Below are 20,439 nucleotides of genomic sequence, written 5' to 3'. Positions count from 1 at the left end.
GCGCATAAATGCGGCGTTTAGACTTTTCTACATGCACTACAGACCGTTTGCTTCAGAATGAGACAATTCCGGCAAACAAAGTAATTTGGCTGGCTTGTTCATTCAGGAAGGTTCTTTCAAAAAAGCGGCTCAGCAAGCATTCTGCTGTCAGCGGCAAGCATCAGCCTGCGGTACCACTTGCCTCCGCCTGCTGTTTTCTTCCGATCCGCTGCTCGGAGCGCGCATACCAGAAGGTAGGGACACAGCCGCATGTCAGTGGCGATGCAGATGAAGTTTCCGACGCTTCCAAAGGAAAGCGGGCGAAAGTCGAATGCAGTTTATGGCAGCTTGAGGCGCCTTATAATGCTGTCAGAGCTGAATGGCGGCAGCATTCTGACCGAACAATCTCTCGCTCATGAGTTCACCTGCTCTCAAGGCACCATCCGCGAAGCACTGCTCCGGCTGGAACAGGATGGACTTGTCGAACGCAGGGGATACCAGGGAACCTTCGTCACAAGTATAAGTGACGCGGAGGCCGAGATCCTCATCCACCAGCGCATCGCCCTCGAAAGTGCAGGCATCGCACGGGCCTGCCTGAACATTGATACGGCAACCCGTGAGTTCATGCTTCAGTCTGTCGAGGATTACCGCAAGGTTCGCGACCTGGGCGATGGCTATCTTCTTAGCCGTGTCGATCTCGCTTTTCATATGAAGCTCTTCGAGCGCGCAAACCTGCCCAACCTTCTTCCGGTCTTGGCGCGTACCCTGCAGCTGGTGCACCGTTTCATGATGGCCCAGCGCGCTGGTGAGACCTTCTGGCTGGACCTGTTCCCGGAGCAGCACGTCTCCATCATCGAGGCGTTGGATCAGAAGGACCCAGAGGTTTGCCGCCAGCTTATGGCTCAGCATATCGCGTCCAATATTGCAGCTTTCCATCCTGTCATGCACAGGCGGCTGTTCGGCAGCCTCGAGCAGCCTTCCGTCTGAGGGATTTTCCTCTTTCAGCCGCTTACCGTATTCCCGGCGATTGTCAGGTGCGAGGGGATCGCAGCGCCCGCAGCAAGGTCACCGGTCACAGCATCGCGCCAGTGGTACCCCACAACGGCACCGCGAGTAGCGCCTGAGATGACGTTTCCTTGAATGACGGCTGCCCCTGCCCCATCCACCACGGTCACGGCGATCCCCAGCGGGCAGTCCCTCAGAATGTTCTGGGCAATCAACAGGTCACGCATATAGGGCCCCCAGCCCGCAAGAATGCCGTACTTGGGCGCGCCCTCAATCACATTGCCGCTGACCACCGTATCGGCCTCGACGGCAATCCCGATGCCAAAGCCCGCCACTTCTTCCGGATAGGGGCCATCCAGGCGGATGTTGCGCACGATATTGCCCGTGACGGATGCCAGCCGCCCGCCCTGCTGGAAATTGGCTACGGAGATACCCATGGTGCCGCCATCCACCAGATTGCCGGAGATGATGGCTCCCTCGAAGCTGAATTCACTATAGATCGCCGTCTCGCCCGAACGCAGGCAGGTGTTGCCGCTGATCTGCACATTCGAGGCGGAGTTCGCCCGGATGGCGGAGAAGGCGCAGTCCGACACATGGTTGCTGGCGATAATCACGCCATCGGCGCGAAAGACATTGATGCCATTGCCATGCTGGCCCGTCCCCCCTGCCTTTGCGGCAATCGCGCTAATCCGGTTGCCCGTGATCAGCGTGCCATCCTCGCCTTGCGTCCAGCGCAGCACCAGCAGTCCGCCATTGGCGCAGCCTTTGATGGTGTTGCCGGAGAATGTCAGCCCAACGCCTTCGACGGAGCGGATGCCGGCTTCCGCGGCACCGGAGATCACGCAGCGCTCCACATGCCCGCTGCAGCGGTCCAGCGCCAGTCCCGAACGGCTGGAACCGGTAATCTCGCAGTCCGTCATGCCGAGATTGGTGACGCCGGTAAAATGCAGCAGACCGAATCTGCCCTCCCCCAGCATCTTGTTGCCGCCGTCAAAGGAGAGGCCCTCCAGACGGATGCGGCTGGCGCCATTGGCTCCCATCAGCACACCGCCGCCGCCCAGATGCACCAGTTGCGTACGTCCCGGAACGCCGACAATCATGGCGCCGGAGGGAAGATCGAGGTTGGAAACGGGATAGCTGCCAGCGGGCAGAAACAGCGCCTTGCCGCGGGCTACGGCCCGGTCGATGGCCTTTTGCATCGCCGCGCTCTGGTCTTCGGGCCGGTCCGGCACAAGGCCCAGATCCTGCCCGTCAATGCTGCCGCGCAGATCCGCCACCTGCGTCAGCGCCAGAACGGGTGTGCCGGAAAGGCACAGGCCCAGCCCGGCCAGAAAGCCCCTGCGGCCCATCTTCAGCCTGTCTGACTTGCAAATCCCGCTCATCGCCTCACCGCACGTTTCAATCTGGCGCAGCAGGCGGCGCTGCCACCTGCTATTTCGGGGAGCGGAGCAAGAAGTATACCCGCAGGCAGGGCGAGCCAGGGTCAGATGCCGGTAAGTTTTGCGATGTCCTCCACAGCGGCGGAAGCGGGAACCTCGCCGGAACGCACTTTGTCCTCAAGCGCGCAAATATGGGCGGCCCGGCCGGGATCGCGGGTCAGGGCCTCCATCAGCCGCTGTTGCAGCATGTCCCACATCCAGGACACCTGCTGGCGGGCACGGCGGTCCTGCCATTCACCGGTCGCCTGCATCTTGTCACGGTGCAGTTCCACCTGCGCCCACATCTCGCGCAGGCCTTCGTTAGCAAGGCCGGAAACTGTCACTACCGGCGGCGACCATGTGGGCGAGCGAGGCGCCATGATATGCAGGGCACTGCGGTAATCGGCAGCCGCCGCCCGCGCCCGTGTGGCCCCATCACCGTCAGCTTTGTTGACAGCGATAAGGTCGGCAATCTCGAGAACGCCTTTCTTGATGCCCTGCAGTTCGTCGCCAGCGCCCGGCAGCATGAGCACGAGGAAGAAATCAACCATCTCCGCAACGGCCGTTTCCGACTGGCCGATGCCGACCGTCTCGACAAGGATCACATCAAAGCCGGCCGCTTCACACAGAAGCATGGTCTCGCGCGTGCGTGCCGTCACGCCGCCCAGCGTTCCGGCGGAGGGGGATGGACGGATGAAGGCCTTCGGATCGACAGCCAGCCGCGCCATGCGGGTCTTGTCGCCCAGAATGGACCCGCCGGTGCGGGTTGAGGATGGATCAACCGCCAGCACTGCGACCTTATGGCCATCTGCGGTCAGGTTACTGCCCAGCGTGTCGATGGTGGTGGATTTGCCGACGCCCGGCACACCGGTGATGCCGACGCGCTGCGCCTTGCCCGTATGGGGCATCAGCAAGGTCAGCAGATCCCTTGCCGCCTGCCGGTGCTCCGCCTTGCGCGATTCCACCAGCGTGATCGCCCGGGCCAGCATGGCACGGTTCCCGGCAAGGATCTGCCGGGCGAGATCGTCAACAGACGGTGTGCGGACAACGGATTCGGCGCTCATGCTTTCAGCCTTAGCCGATCAGGTCCGCCCCGTCACCTTCGCCGAATGTCTGGGTGTCAGCCCTGAGCGGTAGGTGTCCAGACGATGCGCTGCAGAGCGGCACCGCGCAGCTGGCCTTCATCGGGCAGAGCGTCCCAGGGGCCTTGATACTGCGGAATGGCAAAGACAAGTTCCACATTCGGCGCGCCCTTGGAGCGGCAGATGGCCATGCCGCGCCACAGGTTCTGACCGACGCGGCAATCAGAGCGGCGCATGCCTGCCTCGGCGAAGGTCATGCCGATGCGCTCGCCATTGGGCCCGGCCAGATGGTGGGTCACCCCGTGCACGGCGCGTACATTGCCATCCTTGCCACGGAAGATCTGCAGCACCTGGAAGCCATCCGAGTTGAAGGCGCCCAACGCGTTTTCGGTGGTGGTTTCTTCCGCTGTCTGGATGGTGTCGGTGGTGAAGCCCGGAAGGGCGGCCTGGATGGCCTTGGAAGAATAGGCCGTGCCTGCGCGGATACCGCCAACACCGGCCCCCGTTATCTGCACCAGCGTCACGTTAGACGTCCGCGCGGCCGGCACCGCTGCATAGGACATCGTGCTGACCGAAGACGTGGTCTCCGCATAGTTCGAAGATTGCGAGCATGCGGGCAGAAGCAGGGCAAGACCAAGTGCAGCGGCAAGCGAAAGACGCATGTGACAATTACTCCGGACACGAAAATGATGGTTCGGCAAGACGGCAGGCAGCCGGGCCAGACGGCATTCCTTTGCCAGCCAATTGGGGCAGCCCTGCGGCAGGCCAGCCTTTGCTGTCCGGCACAATGGTTGATCCGGGTTAACCAGCCGTTTCAATCGCCGGACGGTCAGGTATCCTGCTTCTTGATCCACTTGGAAATCACAGGCGGCACATAGGCTTCAAAGCCTGCAATGAGGTGTGCAGGATGTTCTGCGACCAGCAGCATGCCGCGCATCTCCGCCCGCACAAATCCTTTGGCAACCTGCTCGTCCAGAAAGGTCAGCAGCGCATCATAAAAACCTGCCGTGTTGAGCAAGCCGAAGGGCTTGGAGTGATAGCCAAGCTGCCCCCAGGTCCAGACCTCGAAGATCTCTTCCATGGTGCCCGTACCGCCCGGCAGGGTGATGAAGCCATCGGAGAGTTCGGCAAACATCGCCTTGCGCTCATGCATCGAGCGGACGATGTGGATCTCGCTGAGGCCCTTGTGCTCCAGTTCCTTGGCCTTCAAGGCTTCGGGAAGAACGCCGATCACCTTGCCGCCAGCCGCCAGCGCGCCGTCAGCGACCGCGCCCATCAGTCCGACAGCAGCCCCGCCATAAACAAGGGTCTTGCCCGCCTCGGCAATCACTCGCCCCGTCTCGCGGGCCGCCTGCTCGAATGCCGGGTCCGTGCCGAAATTCGATCCGCAGAAGACGCAAATGGACTTCATCAGAGAACGTCTCCTCATGCACTGACACTGGCGGCACGGCGCAGGTCCGTGAGGAAATCCGGTGAGGGGCGGATAAGGCCCACGTCTGCATCCCTACGGCTTTTCAGCACCGGCTGACGCAGATCCGCCAGCAGGCGGGCTTCGTCGTCATTGAGATCAAGGAAGGCTTCCAGCACGGCAGCCATCATCACTTCCGAGGCCCGCGACGCACCGTCATCACACTTCAGCGCAATGCCCAGCCCAAGCTCCGGGATCGCGGCACAGAAAACGCCCTCTGCCCCGGTCTTGACGAAGACGCGCTGGCGCAGGCCTTCCATGGCGCGGGTGCAGAAGCGGCCGGTGCCCGCCACCATAAACGGGTGCTCGACGCAGGCCCTGAACAGCCGCTGGGCTGCCTCAGCCCGCTTCGGCTCCAGCCCCTCGCCGGTGCCGAAAGCTGCAAAGGCTCGGGCAAAGCCGTCCAGCGGGCTGGCATAGGTGGGAATGGAGCAGCCGTCGGTGCCGCAGACATCCGCCGACAGGCTGTCCCCGGTCAGGGATTCCAGCACAAGGCGGATTTCCTGCTGCACCGGATGCTCTGCTTCCACATAGCCTTTGGTCTTCAGCCCCATCGCCTTGGCAAGGCCCAGGAAACCGGCATGCTTGCCCGAGCAGTTGTTGTGCAGGGCACAAGGGGTTTCATCGGCGCGAACGAGACTTGCCACATCCTCCAGCCGTGACGGCCACTGGCTGCCGCATTCGAGGGCATCCTCGTCGAGCCCGGCCTTGATCAGCATGACGCGGGCCGCATTCACATGCCGCTCCTCGCCGTTGTGGGAAGAGCACGCCAGTGCCAGTTCCGGCGCCTCATAGCCCAGCGCATCGGCGGCTCCCGATTCAATCAGCGGCAGCGCCTGCAGCGCCTTGATGGCCGAGCGCGGAAAGACGCGGGCGCCCGTGTCTCCGATCCGCAGCACCGGATCGCCATTGGCATCGAAGATGGCAATCGCGCCCCGGTGGCGGCTCTCGGTCATCTGCCCGCGTGTCACTTCCACAAGAACCGGATTGCTCATTTATGCCAATCTCCCCAAAAGGTTTGCATGTCCGGCCTCAGCCGTTGCTCGCCGCCTTCATTGGCAGCAGCCAGGCTCTCAGCCTGTCCAGAGCCTCGCTCAGCACCTCATCGCGCTTGCAGAAGCAGAAGCGCACGTAATTGGGCGGCGCGTCGGTGATGTAGAAGGCAGACACCGGCACCGCAGCCACACCAGCTTCCGTCACCATGCGGCGGCAGATGTCCACATCCGTGCCCTTGATGCCCAGCGGTGCCACATCACAGGTGAGGAAATACGTGCCCTCACAGGGCAGCACACCGAAACCAAGCTCCTCAAGACCGGCAGCAAAGAAGTCACGCTTGGCCTGCAGATCGGCGGCAAGGCCGGTGAAATAGCTGTCATCCTTCTGCAGCCCATAGGCTACTGCCTTCTGCAAGCCTGGCGGCGTGGTGAAGGTGACATACTGATGGGCCTTGGCAATGGGGTCCAGCAGCTTTGCAGCACCCGTGACATAGCCCACCTTCCAGCCAGTGAAGGAAAACGTCTTGCCGGCCGAACCGATGCGCACCGTGCGTTCACGCATGCCCGGAAAGCTCATCAGCGGACGATGTTTCACCCCGTCGAACAGCAGGTGCTCGTACACCTCGTCGCAGATGGCAAACACATCGTACTCCACGCAAAGCTCGGCAATGCGCGCCAGCTCCGCCTCAGTGAACACCTTGCCGGCCGGATTCATCGGGTTGTTGATGAGAATGGCCTTGGTGTTTTCGGTGAAGGCCTTTTCCAGCGCCTCAAGATCAAGGCTCCAGGTCGGCGGCGTCACCCGCACCCGCACCGGAATGCCGCCTGTGCGGCGCACCATCGGCAGATAGCAGTCATAGAGCGGCTCGATCAGGATCACCTCGTCGCCCGGTTCCATGAGGGCGAGCAGACAGTCCGCAAGGGCCTCCGTAGCCCCGGAGGTGACCATCACCTCGCTCTTCCAGTCCACGTCGAGACCGTAGAAGCGGCTGGCGCTGTCCGCCACCGCCTGCCGCAGTTCCGGCAGGCCCAGCATGGGCGGATACTGGTTTGGGCCGGAAATGAAAGCCTCGGCCGCCACGCGCCGCACATCCTCCGGGCCATCCACATCCGGAAAACCCTGCCCGAGATTGACCGCCCCATGCTCGTTGGCAAGGCGGGACATGGTCTCGAAAATCGTGGTCTCAAGCCCGGTGAACACCAGGTTCGTCGGCTTCATGGAAAAGCACCTCCTGCCCCGTCCAAAGCATCAGGCCCGGCAGACGCACCCGCACAGACCTTCCATATGCGGCAGAAGACTCACCCCCGCCCGCTCCCCTCACCTTTACCCCCCACCCCGCCCCCCGCCAAGCGCGAAAGAAGGGCAGGCGCTGACAGGTACCGGCCGTAGCAATTCCCGTAATCTACCCTTCAGCATCCGGTTCAGCGCCGTGAATGGGGGAATTCTGGACAGGACGGATTGGGCCGGTGGTTTTGAAGCCACCGTCGAGGTGCACCAGAGCATAGGCCTCGCAGACTTTGGCCGAAAACAGACGATGCAGTTCCTTGCCCTCATCGATGGCGGATGCCTTGACCTCCCCGGAGCTGATCCGGATCACCTCATGAGGCTGGATCGCGCTGTTGTCGATCAAAAGGACTTCGTCAGCCCACCTCAGGGCTTCCGCCAGATTGTCGAGTGACCGCTTGTAGCGCTTGCGGATGACGGTCTCGGGGATGTCATGACCGCCCTTGAGTACACGCTGCCGCACGCGCTCAACATTCGTCTCAACATCATCCAGAGCAACGTAATAGAGGCCAACCAGAAACCCGGCTGCCTTGGCACGTGACATCAGATTGATGGAATGCCGGCTGCTGAGCGTTGCCTCGAAGACAAACGGCTGGCGTGCCCCCACCAACTCCGAAAGCTGGCGCAGTGCAATCTCGGATGCCCGGCGTTCTCTCGACTTGCCGCCACCGGAGTCGGGCAGAGCACGAGCAATTTCGTCGGCATTGACCCAAACACCATCCAGATTCAGCTTTGCAAACGCTGATGTTTTACCCGAACCATTCGGGCCGCCTAGGATGATGCAGGAAGGCTGAAGCAAGCTCTACCGCCTCATGGCCGTAAGAGTACGTTCTTCCTTTTCGTGTTCTGCACAATCCTTGGCCTCATTCTCGAGATCCTTGGCAGAGATTGGCAGCCCCAGACGGCGGCTCTCGGCGATCGCCTCCCGGCCGATCTGCATCAGGGCTTTCTTGTTCTCATCGAACTTCTTCAACAGCATCTTCGATCTCCTGATGCCTGCAATATAGTGCTTTCCGGACCAAGCAGCAAATGCTGAGGGCGCTGCTGTACGGCGCCCTAAATGTCCCGGAAGCCGGAAACAGCGATGGCGTGCGCTAAACCCTGCCACTGCCAGTCAGGCGGCCGTCTGCGGGGAGGAATTCCTGCCCCCCTGTGATTGCCATCACTTCGCCGCGATCCGGGCTCAGATAGCTTGAGCTTGGTCCGGTGCCGTTGTCTCGCCCTCTTGAGGATGGGTATGAGGCGGTGGACCGGTTCCTTCGGAGACGAAGTCATGATGACTGTATCGAACATGAATTTTGCCGCTCTTGCCCGCAGGGCTTGTGCTACGGCGCTGGCGCTGTCGATGGCTGGTGCACTGACGCTGGGCGCCGCCACGGGCTCTGCCGAAGCCCGCGACGGGCGCAACGGCGCGCTGGCCGCCGGTGCTGTCGCCGGCCTTGCCGCTGGCGCCCTTTTGGGAACGGCCATGGCCAATAGCGGCCCGGACTATATCGACACGCCTCCGGCCTATTACGCCCCGCCGCCCCCGCCGCCGCCGGTGGTCTATGGCGGTCCGGTCTATTACGCGCCGCCGCCTCCCCCGCCGGTTCGCTGCTATCTGAGCCCGGTGCAGCGCTGGGATACCTATATTGGTCAGTATGTGGTTGTCGGCCATCAGGAAGTCTGCAACTGATCTGATGCTGCCCTGTCTCGACAGTTTAAGGCCCTGCCGGTTCGCCCGGCGGGGCCTTTTTATTGCACGCCTTGCCACTTTCCGGGGCAAACGGACAACCGGCACCAATGCGGTTTAGGATGAGCCTTCAGCGAATCCGTGCGGGACTCCACCGCAGCGGAAGAACCGACAAGGCCAGCGATTGCCCATGCCCTTTACCCTGCGCCTCACGCCCACACTCGCCACCGTGATCGGCACCTTCGTCTTTCTCACCACTGCCTCCGTTCTCTATGTGGAGGGCACGGCTTCCCGGCGGATTGTCGCCGGTCTCGGCAGCAGGCTCGTCGATCTCGGCATGGATGCCTACGAGCAGAGATTTTCCAGCAAGATCAATATTCTGCGCAATCAGGCTGGTTTCATAGCCGCTGCTTTCGCGCGGGGGGCCTCACCCATCACGCTGGACGAGGATGTGGCGCGACTTGCCTTCGGCGGGCTTGCTGCAGCGCCTGAGGGCACCCGCATCACGGTCGCACGTGCCGCCCAGGGCGATGCACTGGAGATCAGCCAAATGACCGGCGGCGGCATGATGCTGCGCCGGTTCCCGCAAGACGCATCAACAGAGTTGGCAGCCCGCCTGACGCAGGCCGAGGCCGCAGCCGGTCCCTTCTGGCTGCCGCCGGATTATGATGTCCTGCGGCGGGAAACGCTGCTCTCCTATGTGGCTCCGGTCAGACGGGAGGGGGTTTACCTTGGCTACGCTGCTGTCTCCATACCCTCCTCGGGCCTGTCGCAGATCGCCAGAGATCTGTCAGACAGCCAGCTGGAAGTGTTTCTGCTGTATGGCGAGAAGGAGCTGCTTGCACATCCGGATCTCAACCCCAAGGATGCAACCCTGTCCGAAAAGAACGATCTTGTGGACATAGGCAAAGCGCCCGATCCGCTGCTGGCAAGGCTCGCCAGCCTCACACCGGTTGATCCGAGGCGCTTTGACCTGGGTGAGGCCCATGCCATGTTTGAAGGCGAAACGGAGGAGCATGGCCGTTATTACGTGGTCCTCGAACGCACGGCGGCGAAGTTCGGCGAGCTGCCGGTCATCACCGGGGCGATCATGCCCGCATCCGTTCTGGAGCAGCCGCTGGAAGAGCTTTACATTTCCATCCTCATCGCGCTGTCCATTCTGGTGGCGGCACTCGCAGGCAGCGCCGCGATGGCCTACCGCATCGCCCAGCCCATCCGCCGGGCCGCAGCAGGCGCAAGGGCTATCGCCCGGCTGGATATTGCCGGGCTCAAGCCCCTGCCCTCCAGCCGCATAGAGGAGCTGAAGGATCTGGCCAGCGGTTTCAACGCCATGACGACGGCGCTGGCCGCCTTTGTGCGTTACGTGCCGCGCAGCCTTGTTCTCAAGCTGCTGCGTGAAGGCAGCGGCAGTGCCGCCCCGCAGGAACGGCAGGTTGCCGTGCTCTTTACCGATGTGGTGGGGTTCACAAGCATTTGCGAAGGCATGGATGCACGGGCGACAGCTGATTTTGTCAATCACCACCTCACACTCATCGGCAGCGTCGTCGAGCGCCACGGCGGCACCATCGACAAATATATCGGCGACAGCGTCATGGCCTTCTGGGGCGCGCCCGATCATATGGACAATCCCGCTTCCTCTGCGGCAGCTGCAGCACTCGATATCGAACGGGCGCTCAAGGCCGACAATGCCCTGAGGCGGGAAAAGGGCCTGGAACCCGTGCGCATCCGTGCAGGCCTTCACGTGGGGCCGCTCATCGTCGGGGATATCGGCGCACCGGGCCGTGTGAACTACACGGTGATAGGCGATACGGTGAACATTGCAGCAAGACTGGAAAGCCTCGGCCACGCGGTTGACCCCGGCGCCGAAGCGGTGATCCTCGCCTCTGCCGACGTGGCAAGCGCCCTTGCAGCGCAGACAGGCGCCTCACGCCCCGTCATCACCCCTCTCGGAGAGCAGACGGTCAAGGGCAAGAGCCAGCCGGTCACAGTGGTGAGACTGTCCCTGCCGGATGATCAGGGGTGACAGCGCGTCCGCATCTCGCGCATGCGCCCTGCGTCATCGCTGGCGCAGGGGGCATGCATCTGGTTCAGGCTGCGCGGGAGGTGACGCTGCGCAGTCCGGTGAAAGGCATCATCTGCTCGTAGACCGGATCTTCCGCACCGCTTGCCTCGACGAGGCCATAGGCTCCGGCGAGTGCGCCTTCCTTCAGCTCGAGGCCGAGGAAGCGGTGGCGCTCCACCGGTCCCGGCAGGTCAAGGCCAAGGGTCAGGTCCGGCGAGAACCCGAACCTTGCATAATAGGCGTGATCGCCCACCAAGATGACACCGCCAAAGCCAGCGATGGCTGCCTGATTGAGCGCGGCACGCATCAGACGCGCGCCAAGCCCTTCGCTGCGGCAGGTGGCTTCCACCGCCAGCGGTCCGAGCAGCAGCAAGCCCTGGCCGCCTTCGGCCGTGACATGCCACAGGCGCAGGGTGCCCACGAGCGCACCAAGGTCATCCAGCGCGGTCAGGGCGATGGCAGGCACGCGGCCTTCGCGCAGCCGTTCGGAGGTCTTCTGATGCCGGTCCGGACCAAACGCCCGGTCGAGCAGCAGCTCGCGGGCGCCGGTGTGCTCCGGCGCCTCGTCCAGGATTTCGATCATCTCACCTGATCCTTCAGATCACGTAGGATGCGAGAGCGGCGAAGCCGTTGAAGCCGACCGTGGAATAGGTCGTCGTATAGGCACCGCAGGACTCGATCAGCACCTTGTCGCCGATGGACAGGGAGACCGGCAGCTCGTAGGGCGTTTTTTCGTACAGAACGTCCACGCTGTCGCAGGTCGGGCCAGCCAGCACGCAGGGCGCAGTGGCATCGCCATCCTTCGGCGTGCGGATGGGGTAGCGGATCGCCTCGTCCATGGTCTCGGCGAGGCCATGGAACTTGCCGATGTCCAGATAGACCCAGCGCACGGTGTCATCAGCCGACTTGCGGGAGATCAGCACGACTTCCGCTTCAATCAGACCGGCATCGCCCACCATGCCGCGGCCCGGCTCGATGATCGTCCGCGGCAGGTTGTTGCCGAAATGATCTGTCAGAGCCTGGAAGATGGCGTTGCCATAGGCCGGAACGCCCGGGACGTCCTTGAGGTAACGGGCCGGGAAGCCACCGCCCATGTTGACCATCTTCAGCGAGATTCCACGGGTGGCGCATTCACGGAACACACCGGCAGCCGTTGCCAGTGCGCCGTCCCAAGCACCGAGGTTCGCCTGCTGCGAACCGACGTGGAAGGACACGCCATAGGCCTCGAGACCGGCGCGGTGTGCAGCTTCCAGGACATCCGGAGCCATTTCCGGAGCGCAGCCAAACTTGCGCGACAGCGGCCATTCGGCGCCTGCGCCGTCACACAGGATGCGGCAGAACACGCGCACGCCAGGAGCTGCACGGACGATCTTCTCGACTTCGGCTTCGCAGTCGACGGCATAGAGGCGCACACCCAGCTCGAAGGCACGGGCGATGTCGCGCTCCTTCTTGATGGTGTTGCCATAGGAGATGCGGTCAGCGCTTGCACCGGCAGCCAGAGCCATCTCGATTTCGCCGACGGAGGCGCAATCGAAGGAGGAGCCGAGTTCAGCCAGCAGGCTGAGGATCTCGGGAGCCGGGTTTGCCTTAACAGCATAGAAGACGGAGGTGTCGGGCAGCGAACGGGCAAAAGCCTCATAGTTCGACCGCACGACGTCAAGGTCGACAACAACGCAAGGACCGTCTTCGGTGCGCTGGCGGAGGAATTCACGGATGCGATCGGTCATCGGGGTTCTCCCGTTCATCAAGTCTTGGCGCGAGGTCGTCCGTCCACTCGCCGCAGAGCCCTCCGGTATGGACAGGGAGGCTCGGCAAGAGGTGACGATCGGTCGAGCGCACAGCGGGGGCTGCACACTGTCCCTTTATGGGATGCCTTGGCTTGGAACGGTGATCGCTCCGCACGGCCGGCAATGAAGTAACAAGTGCCTCTTCAGTAACCCCGGGATGTGGAAACCCGGCAGAGACCAAAAAAGCCCTCTTACGTCGTTGCTTTAAGCCGTCCGGTTTTGTCAGACCCCAAGAGTCGTAGTGGGGCTTGTCTGACTGCCACTGGAATTCATGGACGACCACGGGCACGTGCGAATTTGGGCAAGGGTTATTTGCGCTCATTCGTTGTCATGTTCAAGGGATTTTTTGAATGAGGCGCAGATTTTTTTCGTGAAGCCGGACACCTGGAAAAGACAGGGTAAACGCCGGATTTTCGCCACTTTTTTAGACGTGCAAACATCGCGCGCGGAAGCCCGCCGCGCAGCAGCCGCAGAGTGGACAACGCCTGCCGCCCGGCCCTGGCTCTGGCGCCTTGTTCAAAAGCACGAAGGGCCGCACTGGGGCGGCCCTTCGGCTGAGATCTGCCCGCCGTTCGGGGGGCGAAGCTTGGCGGCTTTTGACGGACAGATCTGATTCTGTTCAGGTTTGCGCCTGCAGATCAGCCTTCGCGGCCCTGCGGCCCCTTGCCCTTGTGGTCACCATGGCGCTCACCGTGGTGCTCGCCATGCGGTCCCTTGCGGCCTTCCTTGCCGCCCTTGCGGAAGTCGGCCTTGGTCAGCACGTTATCTCCATTCCGGTCCATTCGGGCCACGAGATCAGAGGTTTGTGCTGCGTTTTCTTCGGCGGTGATGGCAAGATCACCATCCGTATCAAGCCGCTGGAACATGCGCACCAGATGGGGATCGGCCATGCTGGCGAACAAGGCATCAAAGCCCTGAAGGTCGAAGCTGCCGGTATTGCCCGTGCCGGCGAGGGCGAAGAGCTGGCCGCGCACTTCATCGAACTCGGCGCGTGTCACCGTGCCATCGCCGTTCGTATCGAAGCGCTCGAACATCTCCATCATCATCATGCCGTGACGGCCATGCGGACCCTTGGGGCCGCCGCCCATCTTCCAGTCCTCTCGGCCTTTCCCTTCAGGGCCTTTCCCTTCAGGGCCCTTGCCTTCTGGACCACGAGCCTCGGGGCCACGGCCCTCAGGACCGCGCGGCGGCACCGGCATTGCCTTCAGCTCCCCGTCGCCGTCCCGGTCCAGCCGGGCGAACATCCGGTCAGAGATGCGGTCGAATTCGGCGCGAGTGACCTTGCCGTCTCCATCACGGTCCAGCCGCTGGAAGGCACGCACCTTCATCGGCTGCATTTCGGTGAGGCGGTATGCCTTGAATTCGTCGAGAGTGACGCGGCCGTCCTTGTCCGCGTCAGCAGCTGCGAAGCGCTCCACAACAACGGCGCTCGCCTCATCCTGGGTGACAGCGCCGTCCTTGTTCTGATCGAACATTTCGATCATCCGTCCGCCGTGGCGGCCGCCTTCGCGGTCCATGCCACCCCAGCCCTTGGGGCCGAAGCTTTCAGCCAGCGCGATCCCGGCCACGGAAGTGGCAAGCGCGGCAGCAATCGTGCCAATGGCGATGGTCTTGAGTGCGGTCATCAGTCTTCTCCTTTTCCGGCCTATCCGGATGTCTGCGGCGGCAGGCGTATCTTGTGCTCTGTACCTGGCAGTCTTTTGCGAAACCGCCGTGCCGTCCTGCGATGACTGGAACATAGGCGAAGGACCCGCGCCGGATTAGGGCAGGCTGGAGGCCCAAGTGTCGTGACCTGTGACAGGTCTGGCCTCCTGCGACAGACTGTTACACTTTCCCCTGCCCCGCCGCGGAAAATGGCGCTACCTAGAAGGTGAAAGGCGGCTGCATCCGCCCGCAGCAGAGAACAGTGAGCCGGAATCAGCCTGATGAGTGAGCCAAGCCCCCATATTCTTGTGGTCGATGACCATCGCGATATCCGGGAGACGCTCGCCCGCTATCTGGTGAAGAACGGCTACCGGGCCACTGCCGCTGAAAGCGCTGCTGCGGCCCGCAAGGCACTAAAGGCTGCCGTCATCGATCTCGTGGTGCTCGACGTCATGATGCCCGGCGAGGACGGCCTCAGCCTCTGCCGCAGCCTGGTCGATTCAGATGGCCCGCCCATCATCCTGCTCACGGCCATGGCGGAGGAGACAGACCGGATCATCGGCCTTGAAATCGGCGCGGATGACTATGTCACCAAGCCCTTCAATCCGCGCGAACTGCTCGCCCGCATCAAGGCCGTCCTGCGCCGTACTGCCAGTGTGCCCAAGCCGCGCGATCCGATCACGCAGGAGCGCCTTGTCTTTGAAGGCTTTACCGTGGATACAGCGCGGCGCGAACTCTTTGACCCGCAGGGCGAGCCCATCGCCCTGTCCAGCGGCGAATTCCAGCTGCTGCTTGCCTTCCTCAAGCGCCCGCGCATGGTGCTGACCCGTGACCAGCTGATGGATCTGACGAGCGGGCGCACGCCCGGCGTCTTTGACCGCTCCATCGACAACCAGGTCAGCCGCCTGCGCCGCAAGATCGAGGAGGACCCGAAGGAGCCACGCATCATCAAGACCGTCTGGGGCGGCGGCTACATGTTCACCGCAGCTGTAGAGGGGCTTGAAGCATGACCGGGCCCGCTTCCTTCCAAAAGGCCCGGAGCATACTGTCGCGTTTGCGGCCGCGCAGTCTTGGCGGCCAGCTGATCGCGCTGCTTCTGATAGCCCTCGTCGGCAGCCAGGCTGTTTCCATCTGGCTCTTTGCGGGGGAACGCCGACTCGCCATCTATGAGGCCATCGGCGACGGGGTGATTGTCCGCACTGCCTCGCTGGTGCCACTGCTGGAGACCTCCAGTGAAACAACCCGTACCCGGCTGCTGCAGGCCACCAGCTCTGCCATCACCCGCTTCTGGCTGGACCAGAGGCCGTCTGTCACCAGAGCGCCTCAATCCGGTGCGGAGCGGCGCCTTGCCGGAGCTCTGGCTGAGGAGCTGGGGCAGGACCCGGGCATTCGTGCCTCGCTCAGCGCCGCTGGAAAAGGCCGTGAGAGGGGGGCCAGCGCCCCGCCGCACGAAGAGCGTAAGAAGCGCGAAGAAGCGGGGGAAACCAATCTTGAAAAGCTGGAAGAGCGCGAACGGCGCCGCGAGGAGCGGCTGCGCCACCGGCTGATTGCGATTGAATTCTCCGTGCCCCTCTCCGATGGGCAATGGCTCAACGTGCTCACCAGCCACCGCCCGCCGCCGCCCGGCGCCTTCTACACGCTGGTCCTGCAAATGGGCCTTATGGCTCTTGCCATCATCGCCATCGTCGCCTTCACAATAAGGCAGATCTCCCGCCCCCTGCGCCAGCTGGCTGACGCTGCAGACCGGCTGGGACGGGGCGAAGACGTGCCGCCGGTGCCGGAAGCGGGCCCGCGTGAGCTGCGCAGCACCATTTCCGCCTTCAACGCCATGCAGGACCGGCTGAGCCGTTTTGTGGCAGACCGCACGCGCATGCTGGCCGCCATCAGCCACGACCTGCGCACGCCAATCACCTCACTGCGCCTCAGGGCCGAGTTCATCGACGACGATGAAAACCGGGAGAAGATGATCTCTACGCTGGATGAGATGGCCGCGATGACGGAAGCGACCCTCGCTTTCGCCCGGGACGAAGCCGTCAGCGAGCCGCGTGAAGCAGTGGACCTCACCGCCGTTCTGGAAAGCCTTGCAGGCGACCAATCCGACATGGGCCACGACGTACGCCTCGTGGAAACCGGGACAGATGCAGCACCGGTAACGCTGCCCTGCCGCCCGATGGCGCTCAAGCGTGCCCTGCGCAACCTGATCGAAAACGCCGTCCGCTATGGCGGCGCGGCCCGCATTTCCGTGGAGACAGGCCAGCGTGAAGTCATCATCCGGGTGGACGATGACGGCCCCGGCATTCCGGAGGAACGTATGGGCGACGTGTTCGAGCCCTTCGTCCGGCTGGAAACTTCGCGCAGCGGCGAAACGGGCGGCATCGGCCTTGGCCTTGCCATTGCCCGTTCTCTCATTCACGCCCACGGCGGTACCATTACACTCGCCAACCGCCCCGAAGGCGGGCTTACCGCCACGGTGACGCTGCCGCTCTGACGGATCAAACCGTTCCGAACACCTTGTCTACGTCCGTGGCATCCAGCAGGCGCCACTGGCCTTCTTCGACGCCGTCCAGTCCCAGATTGCCGATGCGGATGCGGGAAAGGGCATTCACGTGATTGCCGGTGGCGGCGAACATGCGGCGGACCTGATGGTAGCGGCCCTCGTGCAGCGTCAGCCGCACCTTCTGCTGGGTCAGCACCTCAAGCTCGGCAGGCTTCAGCGGCTTGTCCTCGTTCTCCAGCATCATGGTGCCGGAGGCAAACAATTCTGCCTCGGAGCCCTGCAAGGGCCTGTCCAGCTCGGCCTCATAGACCTTGGGCACCTCGGCCTTGGGCGAGATGATCCGGTGCAGCAGCGTGCCGTCATCGGTAAAGAGCAGCGCGCCGGTTGTTTCCCGGTCAAGGCGCCCGACAGTGGACAGCACCGGCTTGCGGTAGCGGAACCGGTCCGGCAGCAGGTCATAGACGAGGCGTCCCTGATCCTTGGTCGAGCAGGTGTAGCCAACCGGCTTGTTCAGCAAGAGGATCATGCCTTGCGGCGGATCCAGAGGCTCATCATCAAACAGGATGTCCTCATGAGCGGTTTTGGAATCGGCCTTGAGCCGCTGCCCGGCACGGTCGGTCACCCAGCCGTTGCGGATGGCGATCTGCACTTCCTTGCGGGTGCCATAGCCGAGGTTGGCAAGAAGCTTGACCAGTCTCATCGGCCGCGCGCCTTACGTGCGTGGATCACTTTGTAGCCGCCCTCGTCCGCCACCATGATGGCCTCGGCAAAGACCTCGTTGATGACGCCCTCGTAGGGAAGATGCCGGTTGGCGACGAGCCACAGATGCCCACCCGGCTTCAGGGACCGCGCAGCTGCCCGCACGAAGCCCTGGCCGATATCCGTGCGCCCGGCCTTGCCGGTCTGGTGGAACGGCGGGTTCATGACGACAAAATCATAGGTCTTGTTCAGCCCCTTGGTCACGTCTACCCAGTGGAAGCCGAGACGGCGGCCGGTGGCCAGCGGCGCCACATTCTCCCGCGCCAGATCCAGCGCCCGCTGTTCGGCCTCGTAAAGGTCGAGCCCTGTCACCTTGGCACAGCGCTTGAGAACCTCGGTGGACAGATAGCCGAAGCCCGCTCCCAGATCCGCACCTTCACCGGACAGGCTCGACGGCAGATTGGACGCAAGCAGCGCGGAAGCAGCATCAATATGGTCCCAGGCGAAAACGCCCGGACGGCTGACGAACTGCCCGTCAAGGATCGGGCGCACCGCATCCAGCTCCACCCATTCGGCCACCAGCGCGCCGTTGACGCGGGCCTCGTCCTTGATGGCCCAGGCAACGCGGCACTTGGCCTTGGACAGCTTGCCGTCGAGACCGGCAAGGCTTTCGAGATCGCCCTCCAGCGCCTTACCGCCCTCCGCATTGGTGGCACAGACCACGATCAGCCCGCCCGGCGCTGTGCGGCGCACGGCATCGGCCAGCAGGGCACGGGCTTCCTGCTTCTGGCGCGGCGGCAGCACCAGCACCAGCGGATAGCCCTCGCCCTCGGCCTGATGCAGCACCGTGTAACCATGGGCAGCCAGCGCGTCCCGGTCAGGTGCAAAGCTCTGCACCGGCACCAGCGCGCCCTCGGGCAACTCCTTCAGGTCCGCGCCGGCGCGGGCGCGCAGAAACAGGATGCTGCCCCGCGCCTTGGGCAAGTCCAGCGTGCCGTTCAGAAAGGGAAGGAGGAGCGTTTCAAGGACAGGATCGGACATGGCGGCGCTTTCAATGCAGGCGGGCGGCAGTTCTGCACTGCCGCCCGGCCGGTTCATCCGCTCTCATACAAGCCGCAGCGGGCAAGGTCAAAGCCGCCTTGCGCCGCCTGCGGGCAGATCATGCCGCAGCAAGCCTGCGCACGAAGTCATCTACGGCACGGCGCAGGGCATCCGTCTGGCTTCCTACCGCGTGCGAGGAGGTCATGAGCCGGGCTGCCGTTTCATTCGTCTGCGCCACCGCGCTGCGCATCTGCTCCATGTTGCCGGTGACTTCAGAGGTCCGGGCAGAGGTGATCTGAGCATTGGAGGCAATTTCCGCCGTCGCCTGCCCCTGCTGCTCGACGGAGCGGCTGACGGATTCGGCATGCTCATCAATGGTGCGCATGATTTCGGTGATCTTCTCGATCGCCAGAACCGCATCATCCGTCGAGGCCTGAATGGCAGAAATCTGGCTGGAGATCTCGTCGGTCGCCTTGGCTGTCTGGGAGGCGAGCTGCTTCACCTCGGACGCCACGACCGCAAAGCCCTTGCCCATTTCCCCGGCCCGCGCTGCCTCGATGGTGGCATTGAGCGCCAGGAGGTTGGTCTGGGCGGCGATTTCCTGGATGAGCGTCACCACCTGACCGATCTTGTCGGCCGCGACCGCAAGACTGGTCACCTTCTGGTTCGTGGCTTCCGCCTGGCGGGAGGCATCATCCACCACCTTGGCTGTCGTCGTCACCTGCCGGGTGATTTCGCCGATGGAAGCCGACAGTTCTTCGGAGGCTGCGGCAACCGTTTCCACATTGGAGGAAGCCTGCAGCGCCGCGTCAGCAGCTGCGCTAACCATGCCACTGCTCTGGCGAGCGGTTGCGTCCATTGCAGAGACATCGCGGCCCAGCTCTGCCGCCGCATTCTGCAGCGCATCAAAATAGCTGCCGGTCGTGGCGCGGAAGTCTTCTGCAAGACGGCGCATGAGTTCGGCTTTCTCGGCCTGTGACGCATCCTCACGCCTGCGGACAGTCTCGGCGAGCTCAGCCTGCTCGATCAGCGACTGGCGGAACCCGGCAAGAGCATCACGCAGATCGCCCAACTCATCTGCGCTGGACCATTCCGGGAGCCCGTGGGACAGTTCTCCGCGCGACAGTGCACCAGCCGTTGCGGCCAGTTCATCAGCGCGCACCGCAATGCGCGAGCGCAGGAACAGCCAGCCGCCGATAGCCGCAAAAAGGGTCACTGCTATGGAGATTACCTGAACCAGCACCACGATGCGGGCAGAGGCCTGAAGTGCGGCAATCCCCTCAGCCATCTCCGCCTTGATCAGCTCTTCTGCCTTGTCTGCCTCTTCGATCAGCGTGTCGAACGCCGCGTCAAACGTTTCGTCAGCCGTGCTTCCGGCAATATCCTTGCCGACATTCATGTAACGTTCGCGGGCGACACTCTCAAAGGTATCAATCTCTTTCTGGACACCCTCCATCACGCGGCGGACTTCGGCCGATTCCGTGGGAAAGAACCGGCCTTCATCATTGGTTCCGCCATTCATGATGGCACCAGCGAAGAAGCGCGCTTCCTTCATGAGGTCCCAGACTTCATTGACGTCCTCGCCATCATCGCCGGTCATGATCTCCTCAAAGATCAGATGGGCGCGTGTGGCCGTCAGCTTGATCTCCATCGCAGCGTCGGCAAGAGGCGCTAGCCTTTCTCCGACGTGCAGCCCCTCATCGGCCAGCCTGCTGCTTTGTATGAAGGTCAGAATGCCCGTCACAACAACGACTGCAGCCATTGCGGAGAAAATACTCAGCAGCTTTCCGGAAACACGCATCCTG

General features: G+C 63.0%; 19 protein-coding genes. 5 read left to right on the top strand and 14 right to left on the bottom strand.

Annotated elements, in window-relative coordinates:
• The first annotated feature begins 249 nt into the window (after positions 1 to 249).
• On the top strand, positions 250 to 966 hold the full coding sequence (locus V6L75_RS04935) for a GntR family transcriptional regulator (protein WP_334250397.1): 717 nt from the start codon (positions 250 to 252) through the stop codon (positions 964 to 966).
• A 14-nt stretch (positions 967 to 980) separates the two neighbouring features.
• Here V6L75_RS04935 and V6L75_RS04930 read toward each other — a convergent pair whose 3' ends face one another.
• From V6L75_RS04930 to V6L75_RS04895, 8 genes are all read right to left on the bottom strand, one after another.
• Positions 981 to 2,366 (bottom strand): TIGR03808 family TAT-translocated repetitive protein, encoded by a 1,386-nt coding sequence (locus tag V6L75_RS04930; protein WP_334250396.1) that lies wholly within the window; start codon positions 2,364 to 2,366, stop codon positions 981 to 983.
• A 101-nt stretch (positions 2,367 to 2,467) separates the two neighbouring features.
• Positions 2,468 to 3,466, bottom strand: a complete 999-nt coding sequence (gene meaB, locus V6L75_RS04925; protein WP_334250395.1) for a methylmalonyl Co-A mutase-associated GTPase MeaB — start codon at positions 3,464 to 3,466, stop codon at positions 2,468 to 2,470.
• 56 nt (positions 3,467 to 3,522) lie between these two features.
• Complete coding sequence (locus V6L75_RS04920; RefSeq protein WP_334250394.1) at positions 3,523 to 4,146, bottom strand: DUF1131 family protein; 624 nt, start codon at positions 4,144 to 4,146, stop codon at positions 3,523 to 3,525.
• Positions 4,147 to 4,313: 167 nt separating this feature from the next.
• Positions 4,314 to 4,895 carry an LOG family protein gene (locus V6L75_RS04915; RefSeq protein WP_334250393.1) on the bottom strand — a complete coding sequence of 194 codons (582 nt, stop codon included), beginning with the start codon at positions 4,893 to 4,895 and terminating at the stop codon, positions 4,314 to 4,316.
• A 14-nt stretch (positions 4,896 to 4,909) separates the two neighbouring features.
• Positions 4,910 to 5,947, bottom strand: a complete 1,038-nt coding sequence (locus V6L75_RS04910; protein ID WP_334250392.1) for an asparaginase — start codon at positions 5,945 to 5,947, stop codon at positions 4,910 to 4,912.
• 37 nt (positions 5,948 to 5,984) lie between these two features.
• Positions 5,985 to 7,166: an aminotransferase gene (locus V6L75_RS04905; protein ID WP_334250391.1), complete on the bottom strand. Its 1,182-nt coding sequence runs from the start codon at positions 7,164 to 7,166 to the stop codon at positions 5,985 to 5,987.
• A 184-nt stretch (positions 7,167 to 7,350) separates the two neighbouring features.
• A complete protein-coding gene (locus V6L75_RS04900) occupies positions 7,351 to 8,031 on the bottom strand; it encodes an ATPase (RefSeq protein WP_334250390.1) in 681 nt (226 codons plus the stop codon).
• Between the two features lie 3 nt (positions 8,032 to 8,034).
• Positions 8,035 to 8,211: a hypothetical protein gene (locus V6L75_RS04895; RefSeq protein ID WP_334250389.1), complete on the bottom strand. Its 177-nt coding sequence runs from the start codon at positions 8,209 to 8,211 to the stop codon at positions 8,035 to 8,037.
• A gap of 294 nt (positions 8,212 to 8,505) precedes the next feature.
• Here V6L75_RS04895 and V6L75_RS04890 point away from each other — a divergent pair, with 294 nt between their 5' ends.
• Both V6L75_RS04890 and V6L75_RS04885 read left to right on the top strand, forming a co-directional pair.
• The gene (locus V6L75_RS04890) at positions 8,506 to 8,907 is read left to right on the top strand and encodes a hypothetical protein (RefSeq protein ID WP_334250388.1); all 402 of its coding nucleotides are present in this window, start codon (positions 8,506 to 8,508) and stop codon (positions 8,905 to 8,907) included.
• Positions 8,908 to 9,094: 187 nt separating this feature from the next.
• Entirely contained in the window at positions 9,095 to 10,927 is a 1,833-nt protein-coding gene (locus V6L75_RS04885) for an adenylate/guanylate cyclase domain-containing protein (RefSeq protein ID WP_334250387.1), read from the top strand.
• Between the two features lie 64 nt (positions 10,928 to 10,991).
• On the opposite strand, the gene V6L75_RS04880 is transcribed toward V6L75_RS04885, so the two are convergent.
• The 3 genes from V6L75_RS04880 to V6L75_RS04870 all read right to left on the bottom strand — a co-directional run bounded on the left by V6L75_RS04880 (position 10,992) and on the right by V6L75_RS04870 (position 14,378).
• Positions 10,992 to 11,549 carry a GNAT family N-acetyltransferase gene (locus tag V6L75_RS04880; protein WP_334250386.1) on the bottom strand — a complete coding sequence of 186 codons (558 nt, stop codon included), beginning with the start codon at positions 11,547 to 11,549 and terminating at the stop codon, positions 10,992 to 10,994.
• 13 nt (positions 11,550 to 11,562) lie between these two features.
• Complete coding sequence (locus V6L75_RS04875) at positions 11,563 to 12,693, bottom strand: type III PLP-dependent enzyme (RefSeq protein WP_334250385.1); 1,131 nt, start codon at positions 12,691 to 12,693, stop codon at positions 11,563 to 11,565.
• A 698-nt stretch (positions 12,694 to 13,391) separates the two neighbouring features.
• Complete coding sequence (locus V6L75_RS04870; protein ID WP_334250384.1) at positions 13,392 to 14,378, bottom strand: EF-hand domain-containing protein; 987 nt, start codon at positions 14,376 to 14,378, stop codon at positions 13,392 to 13,394.
• Between the two features lie 300 nt (positions 14,379 to 14,678).
• Between V6L75_RS04870 and V6L75_RS04865 the strand changes: the two genes are divergently transcribed.
• Together V6L75_RS04865 and V6L75_RS04860 are read left to right on the top strand one after the other, a co-directional pair.
• Positions 14,679 to 15,407 (top strand): response regulator, encoded by a 729-nt coding sequence (locus V6L75_RS04865; RefSeq protein ID WP_334250383.1) that lies wholly within the window; start codon positions 14,679 to 14,681, stop codon positions 15,405 to 15,407.
• Positions 15,404 to 16,885 carry an ATP-binding protein gene (locus V6L75_RS04860; RefSeq protein ID WP_334250382.1) on the top strand — a complete coding sequence of 494 codons (1,482 nt, stop codon included), beginning with the start codon at positions 15,404 to 15,406 and terminating at the stop codon, positions 16,883 to 16,885. Before V6L75_RS04865 ends, V6L75_RS04860 begins: the two co-directional genes overlap by 4 nt.
• A gap of 4 nt (positions 16,886 to 16,889) precedes the next feature.
• Here the strand turns inward: V6L75_RS04860 and V6L75_RS04855 are convergent, their stop codons facing one another.
• From V6L75_RS04855 to V6L75_RS04845, 3 genes are all read right to left on the bottom strand, one after another.
• Positions 16,890 to 17,594 carry a pseudouridine synthase gene (locus V6L75_RS04855; protein ID WP_334250381.1) on the bottom strand — a complete coding sequence of 235 codons (705 nt, stop codon included), beginning with the start codon at positions 17,592 to 17,594 and terminating at the stop codon, positions 16,890 to 16,892.
• Positions 17,591 to 18,634 (bottom strand): class I SAM-dependent methyltransferase, encoded by a 1,044-nt coding sequence (locus V6L75_RS04850; protein ID WP_334250380.1) that lies wholly within the window; start codon positions 18,632 to 18,634, stop codon positions 17,591 to 17,593. The genes V6L75_RS04855 and V6L75_RS04850 overlap by 4 nt, the downstream gene beginning before the upstream one ends.
• 118 nt (positions 18,635 to 18,752) lie before the next feature.
• The gene (locus V6L75_RS04845) at positions 18,753 to 20,435 is read right to left on the bottom strand and encodes a methyl-accepting chemotaxis protein (protein WP_334250379.1); all 1,683 of its coding nucleotides are present in this window, start codon (positions 20,433 to 20,435) and stop codon (positions 18,753 to 18,755) included.
• Positions 20,436 to 20,439 lie beyond the last annotated feature (4 nt).

Source organism: Pannonibacter anstelovis (assembly GCF_036881715.1).
Classification (GTDB): Bacteria; Pseudomonadota; Alphaproteobacteria; order Rhizobiales; family Stappiaceae; genus Pannonibacter; species Pannonibacter anstelovis.
This window is presented reverse-complemented; position numbering and strand designations above follow the sequence as displayed.